The organism is Nonomuraea sp. NPDC050202 (assembly GCF_040656115.1).
In the GTDB taxonomy this organism is placed as follows: Bacteria; Actinomycetota; Actinomycetes; order Streptosporangiales; family Streptosporangiaceae; genus Nonomuraea.
Genome location: NZ_JBFALF010000041.1, coordinates 22,229 through 41,112 on the forward strand (window position 1 = coordinate 22,229; position 18,884 = coordinate 41,112).

The 18,884-nt window shown below is 71.0% G+C and carries 20 protein-coding genes; 8 read left to right on the forward strand and 12 right to left on the reverse strand.

Features of this window, described 5'->3' with window-relative positions:
• Nucleotides 1–4 precede the first annotated feature (4 nt).
• From AB0I79_RS53130 to AB0I79_RS53165, 8 genes are read right to left on the reverse strand one after another with little or no spacing between them, the layout of a single operon-like run.
• A complete protein-coding gene (locus AB0I79_RS53130; RefSeq protein WP_357891514.1) occupies nucleotides 5–721 on the reverse strand; it encodes a tyrosine-protein phosphatase in 717 nt (238 codons plus the stop codon).
• On the reverse strand, nucleotides 718–2,325 hold the full coding sequence (locus AB0I79_RS53135; protein WP_357891517.1) for a beta-N-acetylhexosaminidase: 1,608 nt from the start codon (nucleotides 2,323–2,325) through the stop codon (nucleotides 718–720). The genes AB0I79_RS53130 and AB0I79_RS53135 overlap by 4 nt, the downstream gene beginning before the upstream one ends.
• 13 nt (nucleotides 2,326–2,338) lie before the next feature.
• On the reverse strand, nucleotides 2,339–4,276 hold the full coding sequence (locus AB0I79_RS53140; protein WP_357891519.1) for an NPCBM/NEW2 domain-containing protein: 1,938 nt from the start codon (nucleotides 4,274–4,276) through the stop codon (nucleotides 2,339–2,341).
• Between the two features lie 10 nt (nucleotides 4,277–4,286).
• Nucleotides 4,287–5,831, reverse strand: a complete 1,545-nt coding sequence (locus AB0I79_RS53145; RefSeq protein ID WP_357891522.1) for an alkaline phosphatase D family protein — start codon at nucleotides 5,829–5,831, stop codon at nucleotides 4,287–4,289.
• 9 nt (nucleotides 5,832–5,840) lie between these two features.
• On the reverse strand, nucleotides 5,841–7,148 hold the full coding sequence (locus tag AB0I79_RS53150) for a sugar ABC transporter substrate-binding protein (protein WP_357891525.1): 1,308 nt from the start codon (nucleotides 7,146–7,148) through the stop codon (nucleotides 5,841–5,843).
• Nucleotides 7,149–7,161: 13 nt separating this feature from the next.
• Complete coding sequence (locus tag AB0I79_RS53155) at nucleotides 7,162–7,971, reverse strand: carbohydrate ABC transporter permease (RefSeq protein ID WP_357891528.1); 810 nt, start codon at nucleotides 7,969–7,971, stop codon at nucleotides 7,162–7,164.
• Between the two features lie 8 nt (nucleotides 7,972–7,979).
• On the reverse strand, nucleotides 7,980–8,921 hold the full coding sequence (locus tag AB0I79_RS53160) for a sugar ABC transporter permease (RefSeq protein ID WP_357891531.1): 942 nt from the start codon (nucleotides 8,919–8,921) through the stop codon (nucleotides 7,980–7,982).
• Nucleotides 8,918–10,231: a glycoside hydrolase family 36 protein gene (locus AB0I79_RS53165; RefSeq protein WP_357891534.1), complete on the reverse strand. Its 1,314-nt coding sequence runs from the start codon at nucleotides 10,229–10,231 to the stop codon at nucleotides 8,918–8,920. The genes AB0I79_RS53160 and AB0I79_RS53165 overlap by 4 nt, the downstream gene beginning before the upstream one ends.
• Nucleotides 10,232–10,402: 171 nt before the next feature.
• On the opposite strand from AB0I79_RS53165, the gene AB0I79_RS53170 reads away from it, so the two are divergent.
• The 6 genes from AB0I79_RS53170 to AB0I79_RS53195 all read left to right on the forward strand — a co-directional run bounded on the left by AB0I79_RS53170 (nucleotide 10,403) and on the right by AB0I79_RS53195 (nucleotide 15,551).
• Nucleotides 10,403–11,557 (forward strand): ROK family protein, encoded by a 1,155-nt coding sequence (locus AB0I79_RS53170; protein WP_357891537.1) that lies wholly within the window; start codon nucleotides 10,403–10,405, stop codon nucleotides 11,555–11,557.
• A gap of 232 nt (nucleotides 11,558–11,789) precedes the next feature.
• Nucleotides 11,790–12,323 (forward strand): hypothetical protein, encoded by a 534-nt coding sequence (locus AB0I79_RS53175; protein ID WP_357891540.1) that lies wholly within the window; start codon nucleotides 11,790–11,792, stop codon nucleotides 12,321–12,323.
• Complete coding sequence (locus AB0I79_RS53180) at nucleotides 12,323–13,261, forward strand: DUF4097 family beta strand repeat-containing protein (protein ID WP_357891543.1); 939 nt, start codon at nucleotides 12,323–12,325, stop codon at nucleotides 13,259–13,261. Before AB0I79_RS53175 ends, AB0I79_RS53180 begins: the two co-directional genes overlap by 1 nt.
• Before the next feature lie 18 nt (nucleotides 13,262–13,279).
• Entirely contained in the window at nucleotides 13,280–14,245 is a 966-nt protein-coding gene (locus AB0I79_RS53185) for an ATP-binding cassette domain-containing protein (RefSeq protein WP_357891546.1), read from the forward strand.
• On the forward strand, nucleotides 14,242–15,045 hold the full coding sequence (locus AB0I79_RS53190; protein WP_357891549.1) for an ABC transporter permease: 804 nt from the start codon (nucleotides 14,242–14,244) through the stop codon (nucleotides 15,043–15,045). Before AB0I79_RS53185 ends, AB0I79_RS53190 begins: the two co-directional genes overlap by 4 nt.
• On the forward strand, nucleotides 15,042–15,551 hold the full coding sequence (locus AB0I79_RS53195; RefSeq protein ID WP_357891552.1) for a DUF1707 domain-containing protein: 510 nt from the start codon (nucleotides 15,042–15,044) through the stop codon (nucleotides 15,549–15,551). The genes AB0I79_RS53190 and AB0I79_RS53195 overlap by 4 nt, the downstream gene beginning before the upstream one ends.
• A gap of 116 nt (nucleotides 15,552–15,667) precedes the next feature.
• On the opposite strand, the gene AB0I79_RS53200 is transcribed toward AB0I79_RS53195, so the two are convergent.
• Both AB0I79_RS53200 and AB0I79_RS53205 read right to left on the reverse strand, forming a co-directional pair.
• Entirely contained in the window at nucleotides 15,668–16,396 is a 729-nt protein-coding gene (locus AB0I79_RS53200; RefSeq protein ID WP_357891555.1) for a cation transporter, read from the reverse strand.
• Nucleotides 16,393–16,791, reverse strand: coding sequence for a metalloregulator ArsR/SmtB family transcription factor (locus AB0I79_RS53205; protein ID WP_357891558.1), 399 nt, complete (start codon nucleotides 16,789–16,791; stop codon nucleotides 16,393–16,395). Before AB0I79_RS53205 ends, AB0I79_RS53200 begins: the two co-directional genes overlap by 4 nt.
• 182 nt (nucleotides 16,792–16,973) lie before the next feature.
• Here AB0I79_RS53205 and AB0I79_RS53210 point away from each other — a divergent pair, with 182 nt between their 5' ends.
• Complete coding sequence (locus tag AB0I79_RS53210; protein ID WP_357891561.1) at nucleotides 16,974–17,240, forward strand: sigma factor; 267 nt, start codon at nucleotides 16,974–16,976, stop codon at nucleotides 17,238–17,240.
• Between the two features lie 31 nt (nucleotides 17,241–17,271).
• A complete protein-coding gene (locus AB0I79_RS53215; protein WP_357891564.1) occupies nucleotides 17,272–17,574 on the forward strand; it encodes a hypothetical protein in 303 nt (100 codons plus the stop codon).
• A 377-nt stretch (nucleotides 17,575–17,951) separates the two neighbouring features.
• Here the strand turns inward: AB0I79_RS53215 and AB0I79_RS53220 are convergent, their stop codons facing one another.
• Both AB0I79_RS53220 and AB0I79_RS53225 read right to left on the reverse strand, forming a co-directional pair.
• Entirely contained in the window at nucleotides 17,952–18,314 is a 363-nt protein-coding gene (locus AB0I79_RS53220; protein WP_357891567.1) for a hypothetical protein, read from the reverse strand.
• Nucleotides 18,311–18,880 (reverse strand): CAP domain-containing protein, encoded by a 570-nt coding sequence (locus tag AB0I79_RS53225; protein WP_357891570.1) that lies wholly within the window; start codon nucleotides 18,878–18,880, stop codon nucleotides 18,311–18,313. The genes AB0I79_RS53220 and AB0I79_RS53225 overlap by 4 nt, the downstream gene beginning before the upstream one ends.
• Nucleotides 18,881–18,884 lie beyond the last annotated feature (4 nt).

The window sequence follows — 18,884 nt, forward strand, 5'->3', positions numbered from 1 at the left end:
GGCGTCAGGGGCCGGTTGTCAGGCGGGTTCGGAGCAGGGCCAGGTCCGCGGGGGGCAGGCCGCCCTCCCTCAGGTACGCGTCGGCTCCGCCGTACCGGTCGTCCAGGTGGGCGAGGGTGGCGAGCATCGTGTCGGCGCGGACCTCGGTGAACAGGCGGCGGGACCTGGCCCGCTCCGCCTCGCCGGGCAGGGCGGCCAGGTGGGCGTCGAGGCTCATGCGGGCGGCGGTCTCGGCGTAGTCCGCGGCGACGTCCGCCGACGCCACCCCGGCCAGGGTGAGCGTCAGCGCGATCGCCAGGCCGGTCCTGTCCTTGCCGGAGTGGCAGTGCACCAGGGTGGCGCCCGGCGGCGCGTGGGCGATCGCGGAGACGACGGCGGCCAGGCTGCGGGAGCCGTGGTCGAGGATGCGCCGGTAGATGCCGGTCAGCGTGTCGGCCATCTCCTCCAGCACGGCGTCCTCCTCCCGCAGGACCGGCAGGTGGCGCCAGGCGATCCGCGGCTCGGACGGCCCTGGGTCGGCGGCGCGTTCGGCCTGTGAACGCAGGTCGACGACGAGCCGTACGCCGTGCCCGTACATCGCTGCCACGCTCGCCTGCCGCGGCCGGTCGCCCCGTACCAGGACGCCCGGCCGGATCCGGCCGCCCCCGGCGACGGGCAGCCCGCCCAGATCCCGCACGTTGGCGCACCCGGGCCAGCGCAGCGTACGTTCCACGCTGTTCACGCCAGGTCCCGCAGGTTGCTGGTCCAGGCGGCGAGCTGGGCCTGCCACTCCACCGGGTCCTCAGGACGCCCCGGCACGCCGGGCCGCCTCTGCCAGGGAAGCGGTCCCTCCTCGTGCCGGTACTCCACGCCCACCGCCTCCAGCCGCCGCAGGTGCACCGCGAGGCGGGCCCGGAAGTCGGCCAGGTCCCGTTCGGCGGGGCTCCAGACCGTCTCGGCGAAGGCCGCGAGCCGGGGGAAGGCCATGTAGTCGACATGCCGGCCGTTGTCGATCAGCTCGGTCCAGACCCCGCACTGCGCGCCCAGGATGTGCCGGGCCGCCGGGTCGCCCCGCAGATCGGCCGGGATCGGCTCGAAGGCGTAGACGTCGTCCAGCGTCAGCACCGTGCCGAACGGCACCGGCTCGTCCTCCCCTGGCCCCTGCCGATAGTCGAGGTAGAGCTCGGTGTTGGAGCAGTTGATCACGTCGTGGCCGCGCCGCGCCGCCGCCACCGCGCCCAGGTCGCCCCGCCAGGAGGCCACGACGGAGCCGGGGGCGAGGCCGCCCTCCAGGATCTCGTCCCAGCCCACCAGGCGGCGCCCGCGCGCGGTCAGGAACGCGTCGAACCGGTGGACGAACCAGCTCTGCAGCTCCTCCTCGTCCCGCAGGCCGAGCTCGGCGATGCGGCGCTGCGCCGCCGGGCTGGCCCGCCACTGGTCCTTGCGGCACTCGTCGCCGCCGAGGCACACGTACGGGCTGGGGAACAGCTCCAGCACCTCCTCCAGCACGTCGCGGAAGAAGGCGATCGTGGCGTCCTCGACGTTGAGCACGTTCTCGCCGATTCCCCAGGTCGTGCCCACCTCCAAGGGGGTGTCGAGGTTGCCCAGCTCCGGGTAGGCGGCGATGGCGGCCTGGGTGTGGCCGGGCAGGTCGATCTCGGGGACGACGGTGACGTGCCGGCGGGCGGCGTAGGCGACGATCTCCCTGATGTCGTCCTGGGTGTAGTAGCCGCCGTGGGGGCGGCCGTCCATGGGGCCGTTCCAGCCGGTCTGGCTCTCCCGGCGCCAGGCGCCGACCTCGGTGAGCCGGGGGTGGCGGCGGATCTCGACGCGCCAGCCCTGGTCGTCGGTGAGGTGCAGGTGCAGCACGTTCAGCTTGTGCATGGCCAGCAGGTCGATGAAGCGCAGCACCTCGTGCTTGGGCATGAAGTGGCGGGCCACGTCGAGCAGGCAGCCGCGCCACCGGAAGCGCGGCGCGTCCTCGACGTGCACGCCGGGCGCGGTGAGCGGGCCGGCCGCCGCCTTCCTGAAGGCGGCGGGCGGCAGCAGTTGCAGGAACGACTGCGCGCCGTAGAACGCCCCCGCCGCCCCACCCGCGACGATCCTGACCCCGTCGTCCCCCACGGTCAGCCGGTACGCCTCCGGGGCCAGGTCGCCCAGCCCCAGACTGATCGTTTCCGGCCCCTGCCCGCCCGGCAGCAGTTCCCCGCCGCTGAGGGTGCCGAGTTCGCCGCGCAACCAGCCGGCCACCTCGCCGAGTGCCGGGTCGGCGGCCAGCGAGGTGTGCCGGTCGAGGACGAACCGGCCGGGCCTGTGCCCGAAGGTGATGGGCTTGGGAACGATCATTCAGGGCAACTCCTTACGAGCAGGTGATGGTGGCGTCGGCGAAGTCGGCGTGGTCGGAGGTGGCGTTGTCGCCGCCGTTGGTCGCGACCAGCCGGACGAACCGGGCACCCTCGATGGGGGCGGTGACCGTGCGGGCGGGCATGGCGCCGGTGAGCACGCCCGAGTGCGCCACCCGGCCCCCGTCCGCCCAGACCTCGAAGTCGGCCGAGCCGGCCGCGCCGACCTCGTCGTCGATCCCCGCCTGGAACTCCACCGTGGAGCAGCGGCCGGCGGTGTAGAACTCGATGTCGGCGGGTGCGTGCGTGCCGAGGCCCTTGGCGTGGCGGACGCCCTCGATGGTGATCGGGCGGCCGTCGCCGGCGGCCTTCTCGCCGTTGCTGGTGTCCTTCTCGACCGGCCCGAAGTGGTTCTTCGCGCTGGTCCAGGCCACGTCGCTCAGGTACGTACGGCCGGGGCCCGGCGGGCGGGCCACGGTCACGACGGCCACGGCGCTCTGCCCGCCCTGGGTGAAGGCGAGCTCGTAGTTCTTCGGCTCGGCCGCCGCGGGCGGGGTGACCGCCCAGGTGACGGTGAACGTCTCGCCGGCGTCCAGCCGCGCCTTCTTCGCCGGGGTACGCGCCGCAACCTCCCACCCTTCGGGGACGGCGGCCGTGACCTCGACGTCGCGCAGCCGTCCCGTCGCCCCGGTGTTCGTGACGCGGGTGACCAGGTCGGCGCTCTTGCCCGGCTCCAGCACCGACGGCCGGTCCTCGCCGAGGAAGGCGGGCGGGTCGGCCTCGAACGTCACCAGTGGCGGCGCCTGCTCGCGGCTCTCCGAGACCCGGTAGAGCAGGGCGGCGTGTGCGGGCACCTGGGCCGCCAGCTCGCCCTCGGAGGAGGCGACGGCGCCGGTCCACAGGTTCTCGACGCGGTAGCGGGAACGGCCGAGCGACGTGGAGATCGTGGCCGCCCGATCGCTCTCGTTGAACAGCACGATCGCCCGGTCGCCGTTCTCCAGCGGCTTGGCCAGCACGTGGTACCAGCCGTCGGTGCGGACGAGCGTGCCGTGCGCGCCCAGCGGATCCTGGTCGACCGCGATCACCTTGGGGTTGGCGACGATCGCGGGCGGCACCTTGGCCGGGTCGGCCTGGAGGATCAGCGGGGCCGCCCCCACGGCCCAGAGCGTGAACTGGGTGCGGTACTCGGTCTCGGTCATCCCGCCGCGCCCGGCCTGGATCAGGTCGGGGTCGGCCCAGCTTCCCCGGCCGGCGTACTCGGCTCTGAGCTGGTTGGTCTCCCAGATGTCGACCATGCTCGCGTACGCGTCGGGGATGGGCTTGTTGTAGACGTTGGTCCGCCAGGTGGTGGCGGCGGCGTCCTTGCCCCACAGCCAGGGCACGGTGCTGCCGTCCTCGTTGTTCATGGCGAACACGACGCCGTCACCGAGGGCCTGGCGCATGCGGGGGTAGAGGGTCTGGGCGATCTGCTGGACGTTCTGGCCGGGGAAGTCGGCCGTGGGCACCGAGCACCAGTCGTACTTGACGTAGTCGGCGCCCCAGCCCTTGACCTGCTCGGCGTCGGCGGCCTCGTTGTTGTACGAGCCGGGGCCGCCGCCCGAGCACGCCTTCGTGCCGGCCGAAAGGCTGAGGCCCAGCTTGAGCCCCTTGCCGTGGACGTAGTCGGCCAGAGCGCGCATGCCGCCGGGGAACCGGGCCGCGTCGGGGGCGAGGGCCCCGCCCGTACGCTGGGCGGCCAGCCAGCAGTCGTCGAGGATGACGTACCGGTAGCCGAGGGGCGCCAGCGGTGCGAGCGCGTCGGCGGCCTGGCGTACCGACGTCTCCGAGACCGAGCAGCCGAGCGTGCGGCTGTTCCAGCCCATCGGCGGGGTCTGCGCGGCGTCGGCGGCGCTGGCTAACGGCAGGAACGCAATGGCGAGGAAGGCCGTCGCGACGGCGGCCGTGGACTTACGCATGGGGGTCCCGTCAGGCTGGGTGGAGTGCCGGGCGGCCCGGCTCGATGACGAACCGGCCGGAGGTGTAGGCCGGGGCGTAGGGCTCGGTGACGCGGGACACCGAGCGGAAGTCGACCTGCATCTCCTGCTGGCTGATCCTGGTACGGACGTAGCCGCGGCGGCCGTTGAAGAACTTCACGTGCGGGTTCTCGTCGAGCAGGATCTGCGTGTTCGGGTACTCGTCGAGACCGTTGCCCGCGCTCGTCACCGACGTGGTGACCAGCTCGACGGCGACCGACTTGGACTCGGGGTCCTGGTGGTCGCGCTTGATCTCGCCGGCCCAGTGGGAGTGCACGTCGCCGGTGAGCACGACCGCGTTGCGCTTGTAGGAGTCGATGGCGGCGGTCAGCCGGTTGCGGGAGGCGACGTAGCCGTCCCAGCCCTCGTTGGAGTAGCCCTTGCCCTCGCCGTTGGTCCAGTCCATCTCCATGAGGAAGACCTGCTGGCCGAGCAGGTCCCAGGTGGCCTCGGAGCGCTTGAGCTCGCCGTCGAGCCAGCTCTCCTGCTCCTGGCCGAGGATCGTGCGGTTCGGGGCGAAGCGCTCCTGGCAGTCGGGGCCGATCGTGCCGCTCCTGCCGGTGCAGGCGTACAGGTCGCGGTACTGGCGGGTGTCGAGCAGGTGCAGGTTGGCGACCGCGCCCCAGCGGATGGACCGGTGCAGCCGTAACGAGGAGCCGTTCGGCTTCTGCGCGCGGCGCAGCGGCATGTTCTCGTAGTAGGCCTGGAAGGCCGCGGCCCGGCGCTGGAGGAAGGGCGGGTCGGGCTGCTCGGGCACGTCGCCGGCCCAGCCGTTCTCGATGTCGTGGTCGTCCCAGACCACGACCCAGGGGGCGATGGCGTGCGCGAGCTGTGACTCCGGGTCGGCCTTGTGCTGGGCGTGGCGCAGCCGGTATCCGGCGAGGTCGAGGCATTCGCCGCCGGCCTGGTCGCGTACGGGGTACTTGTAGTCGCCGTACTCGTAGATGTAGTCGCCGAGGAAGGCGATCAGGTCGGGCTGGTCCTCGGCCATCCTGCGGTACGGGGTGAACCAGCCGGTCTGGTAGTCGGCGCAGGAGGTGAAGGAGAGGTTCAGCGGCCTGCCGCGGGTGCCGGGGGCGGGGGCGGTGAGGGTGCGGCCGACGGGGCTGAGCTCGCCGCCAGCCTTGAAGCGGTAGAAGTACTCCGCGCCCGGCCGGAGCCCGTCGAGCTCGACGTGCACGCTGTGGGCCGACTCGGGCAGGGCCACCTCTGTGCCCCGGCGTACGACATGCTTGAAGTTCTCGTCGGAGGCGAGCTGCCACTGCACCGGTACCGGGCGGCCCGGCATGCCGCCGAGGCCGTCGAGCGCGATCGGGTTCATGGCGAGCCTGGTCCATAACACGACGCCGTCGGGCGTGGGCTCGCCGGAGGCGACGCCGAGCTGGAAGGGGTCGGACACGGGGGCGCGCCGGACCGCCGCGCGCACGGGTGAGGCACCCAGTGCGGCGGACAATCCCAGGCTGGCGCCCCCGGCGAACAACGCGCGCCGGGTGATCATGTTCTTCCTTTACTTGATGGAGGCGTTGCCCTCGGAGACGGCCTGGTCGGCGGCCTGCTGCGGGGTGAGCTTGCCGAGGTACATCTCGTTGAAGATCTGGTTGAGCTTGGTCTCGAAGCCGGTGAAGCCGGTGGTGATCGGCAGCGGGAACGTGGTGCCCTTCGACTCCTCCAGGAACGGCGAGACGTCGAGCTTCTTGGACTTCCAGTAGTCGACGTAGCCCTGGGCCAGGCTGGTGATGGCGGGGAAGACGTAGCCGCCGTCGGCCATCATCTTCTGCGGCTGCTCGGTGCCGAGCCAGGCGGCCAGCTTCATGGCCTCCTTGGGGTGCTTGCTCTTGGCGTGGACGGCCTCGGCGAGCCCGTTGAGGTTGACCGAGCGGCCGGCCGGGCCCTCGGGCATGAGGGCGACGCCGACCTCGAAGGTGGCCTCGGGGGCGACGAACGGCAGCAGCGCGTTGTTGGCCGGGAACATCGCGACCTTGCCCGCCTTGAACATGTCGGTGACCTTGCCGGTCGGCGGGTTGGTCTGCGTGGCCGGCGGCGACACGTGGTGCTTGTTGATCAGGTCCACGCCGAACTGCAGCGCCTGCACGGAGGCCGCGTCGTTGAAGGTGTACGTCCCGAAGGGCTTGTCCACGAGCTTGCCGCCGTTGGAGCCAACCCAGTTCATCCACTGCGTCTGGTAGTGGTTCCAGGACGCGAACCCGTACGTCGTGACCTTGGCGGGGTCGAACCCGGCCTCGTCGGGGTGCTTGCCGGCCTCGTCCACGGTGAGCTTGCGGGCCGTGTCGAGCAGGCTGCCGGAGCCGTCGGCGGCCCAGGTGAGCTTGTCCGGCATCTCCACGCCGGCCTTGGCGAACAGATCCTTGTTGTAGAGCAGGCCGACGATGCCCCAGTCCTTGGGCACGCCGTACAGCTTGTTCTGGTAGGTGAACGACTGGACGACGGTCTGGTGGTACTTGGCCGTGTCGCCGGCCTCGACGGGGGCGAGCACGCCCTTGGTGACGTACTCGGGGAACTGGGTGGGGGTCATCCAGAACACGTCGGGCGCGGTGCCGGCGACCGCGTCGGCGGTGAGCTTGGTCCAGTACTGGTCGTACGGCAGCAGCTCGATCTTGACGTCGATGCCCGGATTGGCCTGCTCGAAGGCCGCCATGACCTTCTCGTAGCCGGCCTTCTGCTGCTCGTCCCAGAGCCGGTACGTCAACGTGACCTTTTCCGCGTCACCGCCGCCGCCCGTGCCGCAGGCGGTGAGCGTGAGCAGGGCGGCGCCGAGCAGCGCCCCGGCCCAGCGAATCGGGGGGTTGTGCGACATTCGCTGACCTCTTCTATTTGAGGCCGGTGAGAGCCACCGACCTGACGATGTGCTTCTGGAAGAAGATGAAGACGGCCACCATGGGCGCGAGCGCGATGAGGCTGCCGGCCATCATGAGGTTGTAGTCCACGCCGATGCCCGACTTGAGGGTGGCGATCGCGACGGTGATCACCTTGGTCTCGTCGCCGCTGGTGATGATGAGCGGCCACAGGAAGCTGTTCCAGGAGGAGATCACGGTGATGATCGCCAGCGTGCCGAGCGCCGGGCGGCAGAGCGGCAGCATGATCCGCACGAGGATCGCGAGCGGCCCGGCCCCGTCGATCCGCGCGGCCTCCTCCAGCCCGGCAGGCAGGCCCTTGAAGAACTGGCGCATCAGGAAGATGCCGTACGGGGTGCCGAGCACGTACGGGGCGAGCAGGCCGTACCAGGTGTTGACCAGCCCGAGCTCCCGCATGATGAGGAACAGCGGGATCATGGTGACGGCGCTCGGCACCATCATGGTCGCGACGTACAGCCAGAACAGCACGTCCCTGCCCCTGAAGCGCAGCCGCGCGAACGCGTAGGCGGCGAACGTGGTGAACACGAGCTGCCCCGCCGTCAGCGCCAGCGTCATCAGGGCCGTGTTGAACACGTAGCGGGGGAAGTCGCCGGCCAGCATCTCGGTCAGGTTGTCGGCGGTCGGCGGCAGCGGCGGCAGCCAGGGGGCGGTGGAGCTGAGCTGGGCCTGCGTCTTGACGGCCGTCAGCACCACGAGCAGGTACGGGAAGACCGAGACGAACGCGCCGGCGGCGAGGGTGAGGTAGAGCAGAACGCGCTTGGTCATGTGAACCCTCAGCTAAGGTCATAGGTCGTGCGCTTGCCGAAGAACCTGACCTGCGCCAGCGTCACCACCAGGATGATCACGAAGAGCAGCATCGACAGCGTGGAGGCGTAGCCGAAGTCGAACTGTTTGAAGGCCGTCTCGAAGATCCGGAAGTTGATGACCTCGGTGCTGCGGCCCGGCCCGCCGGCCGTCATCGCGTAGACCGTGTCGAACACCTGGAAGGCCCCGATCAGATTCGTCACCGTGACGAAGAACATCGTGGGGTTGAGCAGCGGCAGCGTCACCCGCCAGAACCGCTGCGCCGGGGTGGCGCCGTCGGTCGAGGCGGCGTCGTGCAGCTCCTTCGGGATGCTCTGCAGGCCGGCCAGGAAGAACAGCATGTTGTAGCCGGTGTGCTGCCAGACGCTGACCAGCGCGACGGCGGGCAGCGCCCACGAGGGGTCGGACAGCCAGTCGGGGCCCGTGATGCCGACGAGCCCGAGCGCGCTGTTGAGCGCGCCGTCGCGGGGGTCGAAGATCCAGTTCCAGATCAGTCCGAGCACGATCGGCGTGGCCATCCACGGCACCACGTACAGCGACCGGAAGAACCTGACGCCCTTGACGGGCCGGTTGAGCAGCATCGCCATGGCCAGCGCGAGCACGGTCTGGAGCGGGATGCAGAGCAGGACGTAGACGACGCTCACCAGGAGCGAGTGCCAGGTCTCGCCGTCGCCGAGCAGCCGCCGGTAGTTGTCCAGGCCGACGAACTCGGGGGCGGACAGCAGCTCCCAGTCGAACAGGCTGAGGACGAGCACGATCACCATCGGCAGCAGCAGGAACGCCACGACACCGAACAGGCTGGGCCCGATGAACAGGTAGGCGTGCCAGCCGGCCGTCCGCCGGCGCGCCTTCGCGCCCTTCCGCTCCGCGCGCTCGCGCTGGGCGACGTCGGGGAGGGTTCCGCTGGTCACGACGGGTCCGTCGTGGTGGGCACCATGAGCCGCCTGGTCGTCTCCAGGCCCCAGTCGTCCAGCGCGGCGATCGGGTCGCTCGCCCCGCGCAGGCCGCCGGTCGCCTCGATGTGGGCCGCCCACTCCTGCCTGGCCTCCACCTCGGGGCGCACGATGATGCAGTCGGGGTCGTTGACCCACCAGCGGGCGTGCAGGAACTCGCGGGCCGCGCCGGTGAGCCGCGCGCCGAGCTGCGACGGCTGGCTGATGTCGCCCGACTTGGGGTGCAGGGTGGGCGCGATGTCGGGGCTGACCCGCATGATGTCGACCAGGCCGATGCTGGGCAGCATCGGCGCGCCGCATCCGTGCAGGGTGGCGTCGCGGCCCGCGCCCTCGCGGATCAGCTCCAGGCCCCTGCGGTACGCCGTGATCGGGGCGACGTCCTCGTGCCGGGTTCCGGCCAGGGCGCCGGCGTAGACGAAGTCGAGCTTGAAGTGGCTGATGCCCATCGCGGCGAACGTGCGGAAGACGTTCACCACGTGCTCGGCCGCCCCGGGGTGGGTGACGTCGAGCACCGCCAGCTCCTGGTCCCACATGCGGCCGGCGTACGCGCCGCCGACCAGCCATTCCGGGTGTTCCCTGAAGATCCGGCTGCGGTGGCCGACCAGGAACGGCGCGGTCCAGATGCCGGTCCGCCGGCCGGCGGCGGTCACGGCGTCCACGGCGCGTGCCAGCGAGCCGAACTCCGGTCGTGGCTCCAGCCAGTCGCCGATCTCCGCCTCGTAGCCGTCGTCGATGAGGAACATGTCCGCGCCCAGGCCGAGCCGCTCGGACAGCTCCAGGTTCTCGATCACGTCGGCGTCGGTGACCTTGCCCCAGTAGCCGTACCAGGTGCACCACATGGGCGGGACCGCCGGGAAGGAGGCCGGGGCATGCCCGGCGGCGACGGTCGTGGCCCACTCGCGGAGGGCGGCGTCGAGACCGCCCTCGGCGCGGTGGTGGCGGACCGGGCCGTTCGCGGAGATCACCAGGCGGTCCGGGCCTACGCGCCGCGCCCTGATCGAAGGCACCTGGAGCGGGTTCGGCGCGGACCACAGCTCGACGGACCCGTCGCCCGGGTCGACGGCCAGCAGCCCCTCGCCCTGGAAGACGCCTGCGGGGATCGGCGTCTCCGGCCGGTAGCAGAGGATCTGGATCGTCTCGTCGGCGGGGCGCGGCGGGCTGTCGTCCAGCCGGTAGGCGCCGGTGGGGCTCCACGACTGCCAGCCGTGCTCGAACACCCGCGCCTCATCGGGACGGCACCTGGTCTCGCCGATGTCAGTGAACGACATCAGTCCTCATTTCCACTCAACTTACGAAGGAGCGCTTCATTAGTAGCACCGGGCTTGTCGGAGGGTCAATGCCCTGATTTCCGGGTTAATGCCAGCCAACCGCTCTATGATCACCGCTCGAACGCTGGCATAATCTGGAGCTTACGGAGGAGACCCACATTAAGGAGGGTGATGGCGGACCTACGCGGGGGCGACCTGTCCCGGCTGCGGCAGCTCAACTCCCTGACCGCCATCAGGGCGATGCGCGGAGCGGGGCCGCTCACCCTGTCCGCGCTGGCCGAGCGCACCGGCCTGTCGCGTCCCTCCATGAAGGAGGTCGCCGACGAGCTCATGGAGCTGGGCTGGGTGGAGGAGGTGCCGCCGAGCCCCGGCAGCATGGGCAGGCCCGCTCGCCGCTACCGCTTCCGCGCCGACAGCGGCTATCTGGTGGGCGTCGACATAGGGGGTTACAACATCCGGGCCGCCCTGTCCGACCTCGACGGCGTGATCCTGGCCGAGACCCGCCAGCCCGTACAGCTCGACGCCACGCTGGAGGAACGGCTGGCCGCGATCCAACGTGCGGTCTCCGGCTGCCTCGCGCTCAGCCGTACGGCGATCGAGGACGTGTGGACCATCGCCTTCGGCACCATCGGCGTGATCGACGTCGAGGGGCGGGTCGTCTACTCGGCGGCGGTGCCCGCCTGGCGCGATCTCGACCTGGCCGGCAAGCTGCGGGAGATCTTCCCCTGCCAGGTGCTGATCGAGAACGACAGCCGGCTCGCCGCCATGGCCGAGCACCGCCGCGGCGCGGCCCGGGGCGCCAAGGACGTCGTGTTCCTCCACGTCGGCAGGCGGATGGGCGCCGGCCTGATCATCGGCGGGAAGGTACACAGGGGGTTCGGCGCGGCGTCGGGCGAGATCGCGATGCTGCCCGAGGCCCGCTGGTTCGACGCCCCCGAACACCTCAACACCTGCGCGTCGGTCCCGGAGGGCACCCCGCCGGAGGACGCGGCGGGCTACACGCTCGCCGCCGCCAGGAACGGCGACCCGGTGGCGCTGGAGGCGGTCGGCCGGTACATCGACGACCTCGTGGTCGGCACCGCCGCGATGGTCCTCCTGCTGGACCCGGAGGTCGTGGTGCTGGGCGGCGGCTTCTCCCGCTCCGCCGACGTGCTGCTCGGGCCGCTGCGCGACCGGCTGGAGCGCAGGTGCATGCGCATGCCCGAGGTCCGCGCCTCCACCCTGGGCGACGAGTGCGTGGTGACCGGCGCGATCGACTACGCCGTCGACCACCTCGACGACCAGCTCTTCACCCCCGACCGAGGCCCGCTCCCGGTGACCCGCTGACCGAGCGGCCTTGCGGCCGAGGTCGTCATCGGCGCGGCGGGCGGGCCGCCGACCAGGGCCGAGGAGCTTGTCGAGGCTGGCCTTGGCCGCCTCGGCGCCGGTGAACAAACGCTCGCTGGTGTGCCTGACAAGGACCCGGCGTCCCAGCAGAGCGGGCGCATGACATCAAAACGACGCCACATGCACCCCTCTTGGGCTTGCAGTGACATCACTGTGATGCCACTATGGCGTCATGGACCTTGCGCCGTATGTGGATCACCTCCGCCGCGAGCTCGCCATCGCGGCGGGTGCCGGTGGCGAGGAAGCTCGTGCGCTGGCCGAACGTCTCGCCGCGACGCTCGAATCGGCCACCCGGCTCGCGCTGCTCGAAGCCCTGTCCGCCGCCGCGGACGAGATCACGCACGACCTCACCCCCGGCTCGGTGGAGGTGCGCCTGCGCGGCCGCGACCCTGATTTCGTCGTGACACCACCGCCGGCCGCCCGGCCGTCGGAGGAGAGCGAGCTCGGCCGGATCGAGAGATCTCAGGCCCCGCCCCTGCCCCCGCCTCCGGATGGCGACGAGGGCGGCACGTCCCGGATCTCGCTCCGGGTCCCCGAGCACCTCAAGCCCCGTATCGAGGAGGCGGCGGCCCGGGACGGGCTGTCGGTCAACGCCTGGCTGGTGCGGGCCGTCTCCGCCGCGCTCGATCCCGGCGCCGCCGGCGACCGTGCCGGCCGGCGCCCCGCTCAGCAGTCCGGCAACCGCTACAGCGGCTGGGTGCGCTGATGACCACGACAACCCACGACGGGGGAATCGGTATGCCGACCTTCGACACCTCTGAGCCCATCGCCGCCGTTCTCGAGACGGCGACCGCCACCATCCGGATCAACGCGAGCGACCGCGCCGACACCGTCGTCGAGGTGCGCCCGAGCGACGCCCACAACGACGCCGACATGCAGGCCGCGCTGCGCACCCGGGTCGACTACGCCAACGGCAGGCTCCTGGTGCGGACCGACAAGGAACACGCCGGCTGGGGCTCCGACTGGGGGCTGTCGCTCGGCAAGCTCGTCGAGTCGCCCAAGGACTGGGCACGCTCGCTGGTGCTCGGCCCGGGCTCGATCGACGTGACGATCGACCTGCCGGCCGGCTCCCGCCTCGACGTCAAGACGGCCGGGACCGTCGTGTGCCGGGGACCGCTCGGCGAAGTGTCGCTGTCCACCTCCTACGGCGACCTTCAGGTCGAGCAGGCCGACCGGCTGCGGCTGAAGAGCACCTACGGCGATGTCACCGTCACCCGCGCCTGCGGGCCCGCCGACATCACCGCGCCCCACGGCGCCATCGACATCGGCCTGATCGAGGGCGCCGCCGCGGTCAGCAGCGCCCACGGCCACGTCCGGGTCCGGGAGGTGACCGGCGAGCTGCGGCTCAACAGCGCCCACGGCGACATCACCGTCGACCGGGCCCTGGCCGGCGTCACCGCCAAGACCGCGTACGCCGACGTGCGGATCGGCGAGGCGGTGTCCGGCTCGATCGTCATGGAGACCACCGGCGGCGGCCTCGACCTCGGCGTCCGCAGAGGCACCGCCGCCTGGCTGGACGTGAGCTCCACCTACGGCACCGTGGACGTCTCCCTCGATGCCAGCGACGCCCCCGATGAAGCGGATCCGGTCGTCGAGGTGCGGGCCCATACCGACCACGGCGACATCGTCATCCACCGTTCCTGACGGCCGAAGGAGACCTCCGTGACCGACGCGATCGTGGCCGAGGGCCTGGTCAAGAAGTACGGCGAGCTGACCGCCCTCGACGGGATGGAACTGACCGTTCCCGAGGGGACCGTGTTCGGGCTGCTCGGCCCGAACGGAGCCGGCAAGACCACCACCGTGCGAATCTTGACGACGTTACTGAAACCGGACGCCGGGCACGCCCGGGTGGCGGGGCTCGACGTCGTCCGCGACGCCTCCCGGCTGCGCGCCCGCATCGGCGCCTCCGGCCAGTACGCCGCCGTCGACGACCACCTCACCGGCGCCGAGAACCTGGAGATGGTCGGCCGCCTCTACCATCTGGGCGTCAAGCGCAGCCGGCAGCGCGCCCGCGAGCTGCTCGAACGCTTCGATCTCGGCGAGGCCGCCGACCGCCCGGTGCAGGGCTACTCGGGCGGCATGCGGCGGCGGCTCGACCTGGCCGGCGCGCTGGTCGCCGACCCGCCGGTGCTGTTCCTCGACGAGCCCACGACCGGCCTGGACCCGCGGGCCCGGGCGAGCCTGTGGGAGGTCATCGGTGAGCTCGTGGGTGGCGGCACCACGGTTCTGCTCACCACCCAGTACATGGAGGAGGCCGACCGGCTCGCCCACCGCATCGCCGTGGTCGACCACGGCCGCGTGATCGCGCTCGGCACCGCCGACCAGCTCAAGGACCAGGTCGGCGGCGACCGCATCGAGCTGTCGGTGACGAGCGCGGCGGACCTGCGCACCGCCACGCGCACGCTGACACCGCTGGCCGCCGGCGACATGCGGATCGACGCCGCCGCCCTGCGGCTGACGATCCCGGTCGACGGCGGCGCCGCCACGCTGACCAGCGCGCTCGGGCACCTGGCCGCCGACCGGATCGCCGTACGCGACGCCGGCCTGCGCAGGCCCACCCTGGACGACGTCTTCCTGAGCCTCACGGGACACCAGGCCGAAGAGACGGTGAAGGAGAACGCCCGATGAACGCCCTGCAGATCGCCGTCGCCGACGGCATGACGATCACCAAGCGCAACGCGTTGAAGATCCGGCGCGCCCCCGACCTGCTGGGTGGCGTGGTCATGCTGCCGGTCGTGTTCGTGCTGCTGTTCACCTACGTCTTCGGCAGCATGATCGAGCTGCCCGGCATGTCGTACGGCGAGTACCTGCTCCCCGGGATCTTCGTCATGACGATCGTCAGCAGCGCGCAGATCACCGGCTACACCCTGACGCAGGACCTGCGGAAGGGCATCTTCGACCGCTTCCGCACCCTGCCGATGTCACCCTCGGCCGTGCTGACCGGCCAGACCGCCGCCGACCTGATCATGAACGTGACCAGCATCGTCACCATGGCGCTCGTCGGGCTGCTGGTGGGCTGGCGCATCCACAGCTCACCGCTGGAGGGCGCTGCCGGGTTCCTGTTGCTGCTGCTGTTCGCCTACGCCTTCTCCTGGGTGACGGCGACCGTCGCGCTGGCCCTGCGCACCCCGGAGGTCTTCAACAACGTGGCGACTCTCCTGTCGTTCCCGCTGATCTTCCTGTCCAACGCCTTCGTGGACAGCACGCGCCTACCCGGCCCGCTGCGGGTGGTCGCCGAATGGAACCCGGTCTCCACGCTCGTCCAGGCCGCCCGCGAACTGTTCGGCAACATCAGCGCGGCCATGCCGGCGCCCACCGCCTGGCCGCTCCGGCACGCGGTGCCGGTGTCGCTGCTCTGGTCGGTCCTGCTCCTGGTCGTGTTCGCGCCGCTGGCCACGCGGCTGTACAAGAGAGCTGTCAGCCGATGACCCCCATCTCCGACCTGGACCGCGACAGGGCCGTGGAGCTCGTCCAGCAGGCGTACGCCGACGGCCGGCTCGACCCGGCCGAACTGGAGATCCGGCTCGAACGGGCGCTCACCGCCACCTCCTCCCACGAGCTGGAGCCGATCGTCGCCGACCTGCCGGGCGACGAGCTGGTCCGGCTGGAGTCCGTAGGCGGACGCCTCACGCGGACCGGCGACTGGCAGGTCCCGCGCCGGCTGCACGTCGACTCCGAGTACGGCAACGTGCGGCTCGACCTGTCCCAGGCCCACGTCCCGTACGGACGCGTCGACATCGAGCTCCGGCTCGCGTACGGCCGCGCCCTGATCATCCTGCCCGCCGGCGCGAGCGCGAACACCGACGGAGTCCGCACCGAATGGGGCCGCGTGACCTGCAAGGTGCCGGGCCGCCCTCGCCCGGGCGGGCTGCACGTCGAGGTCACCGGAGAGCTTCCCTACGGCCGCCTGGCCATCCGCACCTCACGTACCTGATGATCACGTCACCTCCGCCATGCCGGCCACGAGCATGACGAACCAAACCAGCCACACCGATCTGCCGCAACGTGATTGACAGGTCACGGCGGGCCGGTAGGCGGGCTGCTCGCCCGTCACCGCTCAGGAGCGGCGGGCCCGCAGCAGCCGTCGGAGCACCCATCCGCGTCGCCGGCACTGGCGGAAGACGCGCCGCGGGCCGTGGCGGCGGGCACGGCGCAGCAGGCGTCGCCGCGCCAGGCCTCGCGGCCCTCCTTGACCGCGACGGCGGCGATGACCAGAGCGGCGATCGGGTCGGCCCACGACCAGCCGAACAGGCTGTTGAGTGCCAGCCCCACCAGCAGTACGGCCGACAGGTACGTGCACAGCAGCGTCTGCTTGGAGTCGGCCACCGCCGAGGCGGAGCCAAGCTCCCGGCCCGCACGCCGCTGGGCGTACGACAGGAAGGGCATGATCATCAGGGAGAGCGCCGCCAGGATCAGCCCCGGCGTGGAGTGCTCGGCCTGGCCGACTCCGAACAGGGCGCGGACGGCGTCGAAGGTGACGTACGCGGCCAGGGCGAAGAAGCTGATCGCGATCACACGCAGCGCGGCCTTCTCCCGGCGCTCGTGGTCGGCGGCGGAGAACTGCCACGCCACCGCCGCGGCCGAGGCGACCTCGACGATCGAGTCGAGCCCGAAGCCGATCAGTGCCGCCGAGGAGGCGACGGTGCCGGCGGTGATGGCGACCGCGGCCTCGATCACGTTGTACGTGATGGTGGCGGCGACCAGCAGCCGGATCCGGCGCTGCAGCGTGGCCCGCCGGGAGGGGGCGGGACCGGTGCCGGGCAGGTTCAGCGCGGTCACGGTACCGGCTCCCCGTCGGCCACCAGCTGGGCGGCCTCGTCGTCCAGAGCGGGACACAGGCTCACCATGTGACCGGTGGCGGCGAGCAGGTGTTGCGCCGCGGCCAGCAGGTCCATCAGCTCCGGCCGGGTCAGGGAGTAGAACGACTGCCTGCCTTCCGCCCGGTAGTCGACCAGGCCGCAGTCGCGCAGGCAGGCCAGGTGCTTGGACACGGTGGACTGGGCCAGCCCGAGCTCGGCGGTCAGGTCGACCACGCGGGCCTCACCCCGCGTCAGTCGCTGCACGATGCGCAGCCGTGTCTCCTCGGCCAGGGAGTGGAACAGCGCCGCCGCCGGGGAGACACCTGCCGCGATCCCGGCACTCACGCATCGCCCGCCATCACTATCTATCGCCATATAGCGATGATATCCCAAAATGCACATTTCAGGACCATGCGGCTATGGGAAGTAGCCGCATGACGGGTGAAGGCGGTCAGTGAGGGGATGCCGGCCGGGCGTTGCTGGAATGCACGCTGGTCAGCAACCCCAGCCCCTCCTTGTCGGACGCGCGGGAAGACGATTGCGGCCTCCGGCGAAGGATGGATGATCGTGACCACCGGCGCGACCGGTACGACCCGGAACGCGGAGACCTGCGGCCCTGGCTGTTCGGCATCGCCACCAACCTGATCTCCAGGCACCGCCGCAGAGATCTTGTACGTGGATCCGGGGGCGGACGACTGGTCGTTGTTGAACGCGCACAAGGGCTTGTCCGACCTGAGCGGGCGGAACGTCAGGCTCCAGGCGATGAGCACTTTATGGCGGATTTGTACCGCCCGTATGGCGGCCGTCCCTACTGTGTCCTCTGAACGAAACAATCTTCGTTGAAGGGGTTGTGTGATGAGGACCAGTCTCAAGGCATTGGCGGTGACCGCGGGCGCCGCGCTCCTACTGGCCGCCGGGGCGAGCAGCGTGAGCGCGCAGAGCGCACAGGCAGCGGACTGCATCAAGAAGGTTGATGGCGGCCGTGAACTGACGGGCAACGTGTGGGTGAAGATCAGGAACGACTGCGCCTGGACGTACGACATCAAGGTCGTGTGGAAGTTCTCCCCTGACAGCACCTGCAAGGCGCTCTCCCCGGATGCGACGAGGAGGTACGAGTCGACGTACGCCGCCGTGTTCGACAAGGTAGTGCTCTGCTGACGTGAACCAGGCGGCGACGTGACAGCGCTTCCGCTGCCCCGGACGGCTCGTGGCGTCCACCGGTGAGAGACCCGATGGCCGGTCACAACCGAGCGGCGATGCCTGCTTCCGGCGGGGGAACGACGCACACCTGCTCGTCGCCGCCTCCGCCGCCGTGACCACCCACCTCGTTTCCCTTCACGGCGTCCGGCTGCCGGCCACGACATCGCCAGGACGGCGGCACCGCACGGCGATCAAAGATGATCATGTCCGGGCCGATGGCTGAGGTCTGCACGGTGGTGTGCGGGAAGCGTGGTGGATGGCGTCCGCGAGGCCGTTCAGGCCGTCGGTGGAGGCGATCAGTATGTCGGGCACGCCCCTGTTGCGCAGGCCGGTCATCACCGTGGTCCGGCAGCGGGCCGATTCACCGGCGGTAGCGGGGTCTTGGCGGGCCGGATCCCCGGGATGTGCTTCCCGCCGTCGGCGCCGATGCCGACGGCCAGATGGGCGGGCTTGGCCTGGACGCTGTGGTTGTCGCGCACGCTCGTGCCATGCGCGTACAAGCTGATGATCATGTCGTCCAGGCTGCCGGAGATGCGGCCGGCCCGCTCGGGCACCAGCACCGGCCCGCTCTCGCCGGAGAGGCGATCCGGCGACGACCTGCACGCGCTCGATCCGTTGATGGACGGGCTGCGCTCCCACCGCCGGCGAAACAGGCCGCCTGCGATCTTCTTCCACCGGCTCACCACGAAGCGGGTCACTTGGCGGCGGCGAAGTCCTGGACCCAGTAGATCGCGCCGTCGGAGTCCTCGACCGCGCCGACCCCGATGAAGGTGAACCTGCAGTTCATGATGCTGGCCTTGGTTCCGGAGGCGTCCATCCAGGACTGCACGACCGCGGCCGGGGTGCGCTGGCCCTTGGCGATGTTCTCCGCCCACCCGGTGCCGCCGGTGAAGCCGGCCTCCTTGATGCGGTCGATGAAGGATCGGCCGTCGCGGGAGGTGCTCGAGAAGTAGTTGTGCTCCGCCATGTCGGCCGAGTGCCCGCGGGCGGCCCGGTGGAGTTGCGGGTGGTGCTTGAGCGCCCGGCACCCCTTCTTCTTCGCCCGCCGCGCATTGACCAGCCGCACGACCAGGTTCTCCCGCGCCGTGCCCACTCTGGCGGCGCCGGATACCGACGACGTGGCGGCCGGCCCGAACAGGCTGGACGAGCCGTACCGGCCGACACCGGAAGCCGGAGACGCCGTGACAGCCTGCGCCGTACTCACGGGCACGGCGAACGTGGCCAGGGCAGCGGCTGCGGCGAGTAACCCAAGGGGTCGGCGCATAGGA

Bases quoted from the DNA above. Each gene is read 5' to 3' on its own strand.
- AB0I79_RS53215 (WP_357891564.1), top strand. From the start codon at position 17,272: ATGAGGACCAGTCTCAAGGCATTGGCGGTGACCGCGGGCGCCGCGCTC.
- AB0I79_RS53165 (WP_357891534.1), bottom strand. From the start codon at position 10,231: ATGTCGTTCACTGACATCGGCGAGACCAGGTGCCGTCCCGATGAGGCG.
- AB0I79_RS53140 (WP_357891519.1), bottom strand. From the start codon at position 4,276: ATGCGTAAGTCCACGGCCGCCGTCGCGACGGCCTTCCTCGCCATTGCG.
- AB0I79_RS53175 (WP_357891540.1), top strand. From the start codon at position 11,790: ATGGACCTTGCGCCGTATGTGGATCACCTCCGCCGCGAGCTCGCCATC.
- AB0I79_RS53195 (WP_357891552.1), top strand. From the start codon at position 15,042: ATGACCCCCATCTCCGACCTGGACCGCGACAGGGCCGTGGAGCTCGTC.
- AB0I79_RS53170 (WP_357891537.1), top strand. From the start codon at position 10,403: ATGGCGGACCTACGCGGGGGCGACCTGTCCCGGCTGCGGCAGCTCAAC.
- AB0I79_RS53205 (WP_357891558.1), bottom strand. From the start codon at position 16,791: ATGGCGATAGATAGTGATGGCGGGCGATGCGTGAGTGCCGGGATCGCG.
- AB0I79_RS53180 (WP_357891543.1), top strand. From the start codon at position 12,323: ATGACCACGACAACCCACGACGGGGGAATCGGTATGCCGACCTTCGAC.
- AB0I79_RS53155 (WP_357891528.1), bottom strand. From the start codon at position 7,971: ATGACCAAGCGCGTTCTGCTCTACCTCACCCTCGCCGCCGGCGCGTTC.
- AB0I79_RS53145 (WP_357891522.1), bottom strand. From the start codon at position 5,831: ATGATCACCCGGCGCGCGTTGTTCGCCGGGGGCGCCAGCCTGGGATTG.
- AB0I79_RS53210 (WP_357891561.1), top strand. From the start codon at position 16,974: ATGGATGATCGTGACCACCGGCGCGACCGGTACGACCCGGAACGCGGA.
- AB0I79_RS53190 (WP_357891549.1), top strand. From the start codon at position 14,242: ATGAACGCCCTGCAGATCGCCGTCGCCGACGGCATGACGATCACCAAG.
- AB0I79_RS53225 (WP_357891570.1), bottom strand. From the start codon at position 18,880: ATGCGCCGACCCCTTGGGTTACTCGCCGCAGCCGCTGCCCTGGCCACG.
- AB0I79_RS53150 (WP_357891525.1), bottom strand. From the start codon at position 7,148: ATGTCGCACAACCCCCCGATTCGCTGGGCCGGGGCGCTGCTCGGCGCC.
- AB0I79_RS53135 (WP_357891517.1), bottom strand. From the start codon at position 2,325: ATGATCGTTCCCAAGCCCATCACCTTCGGGCACAGGCCCGGCCGGTTC.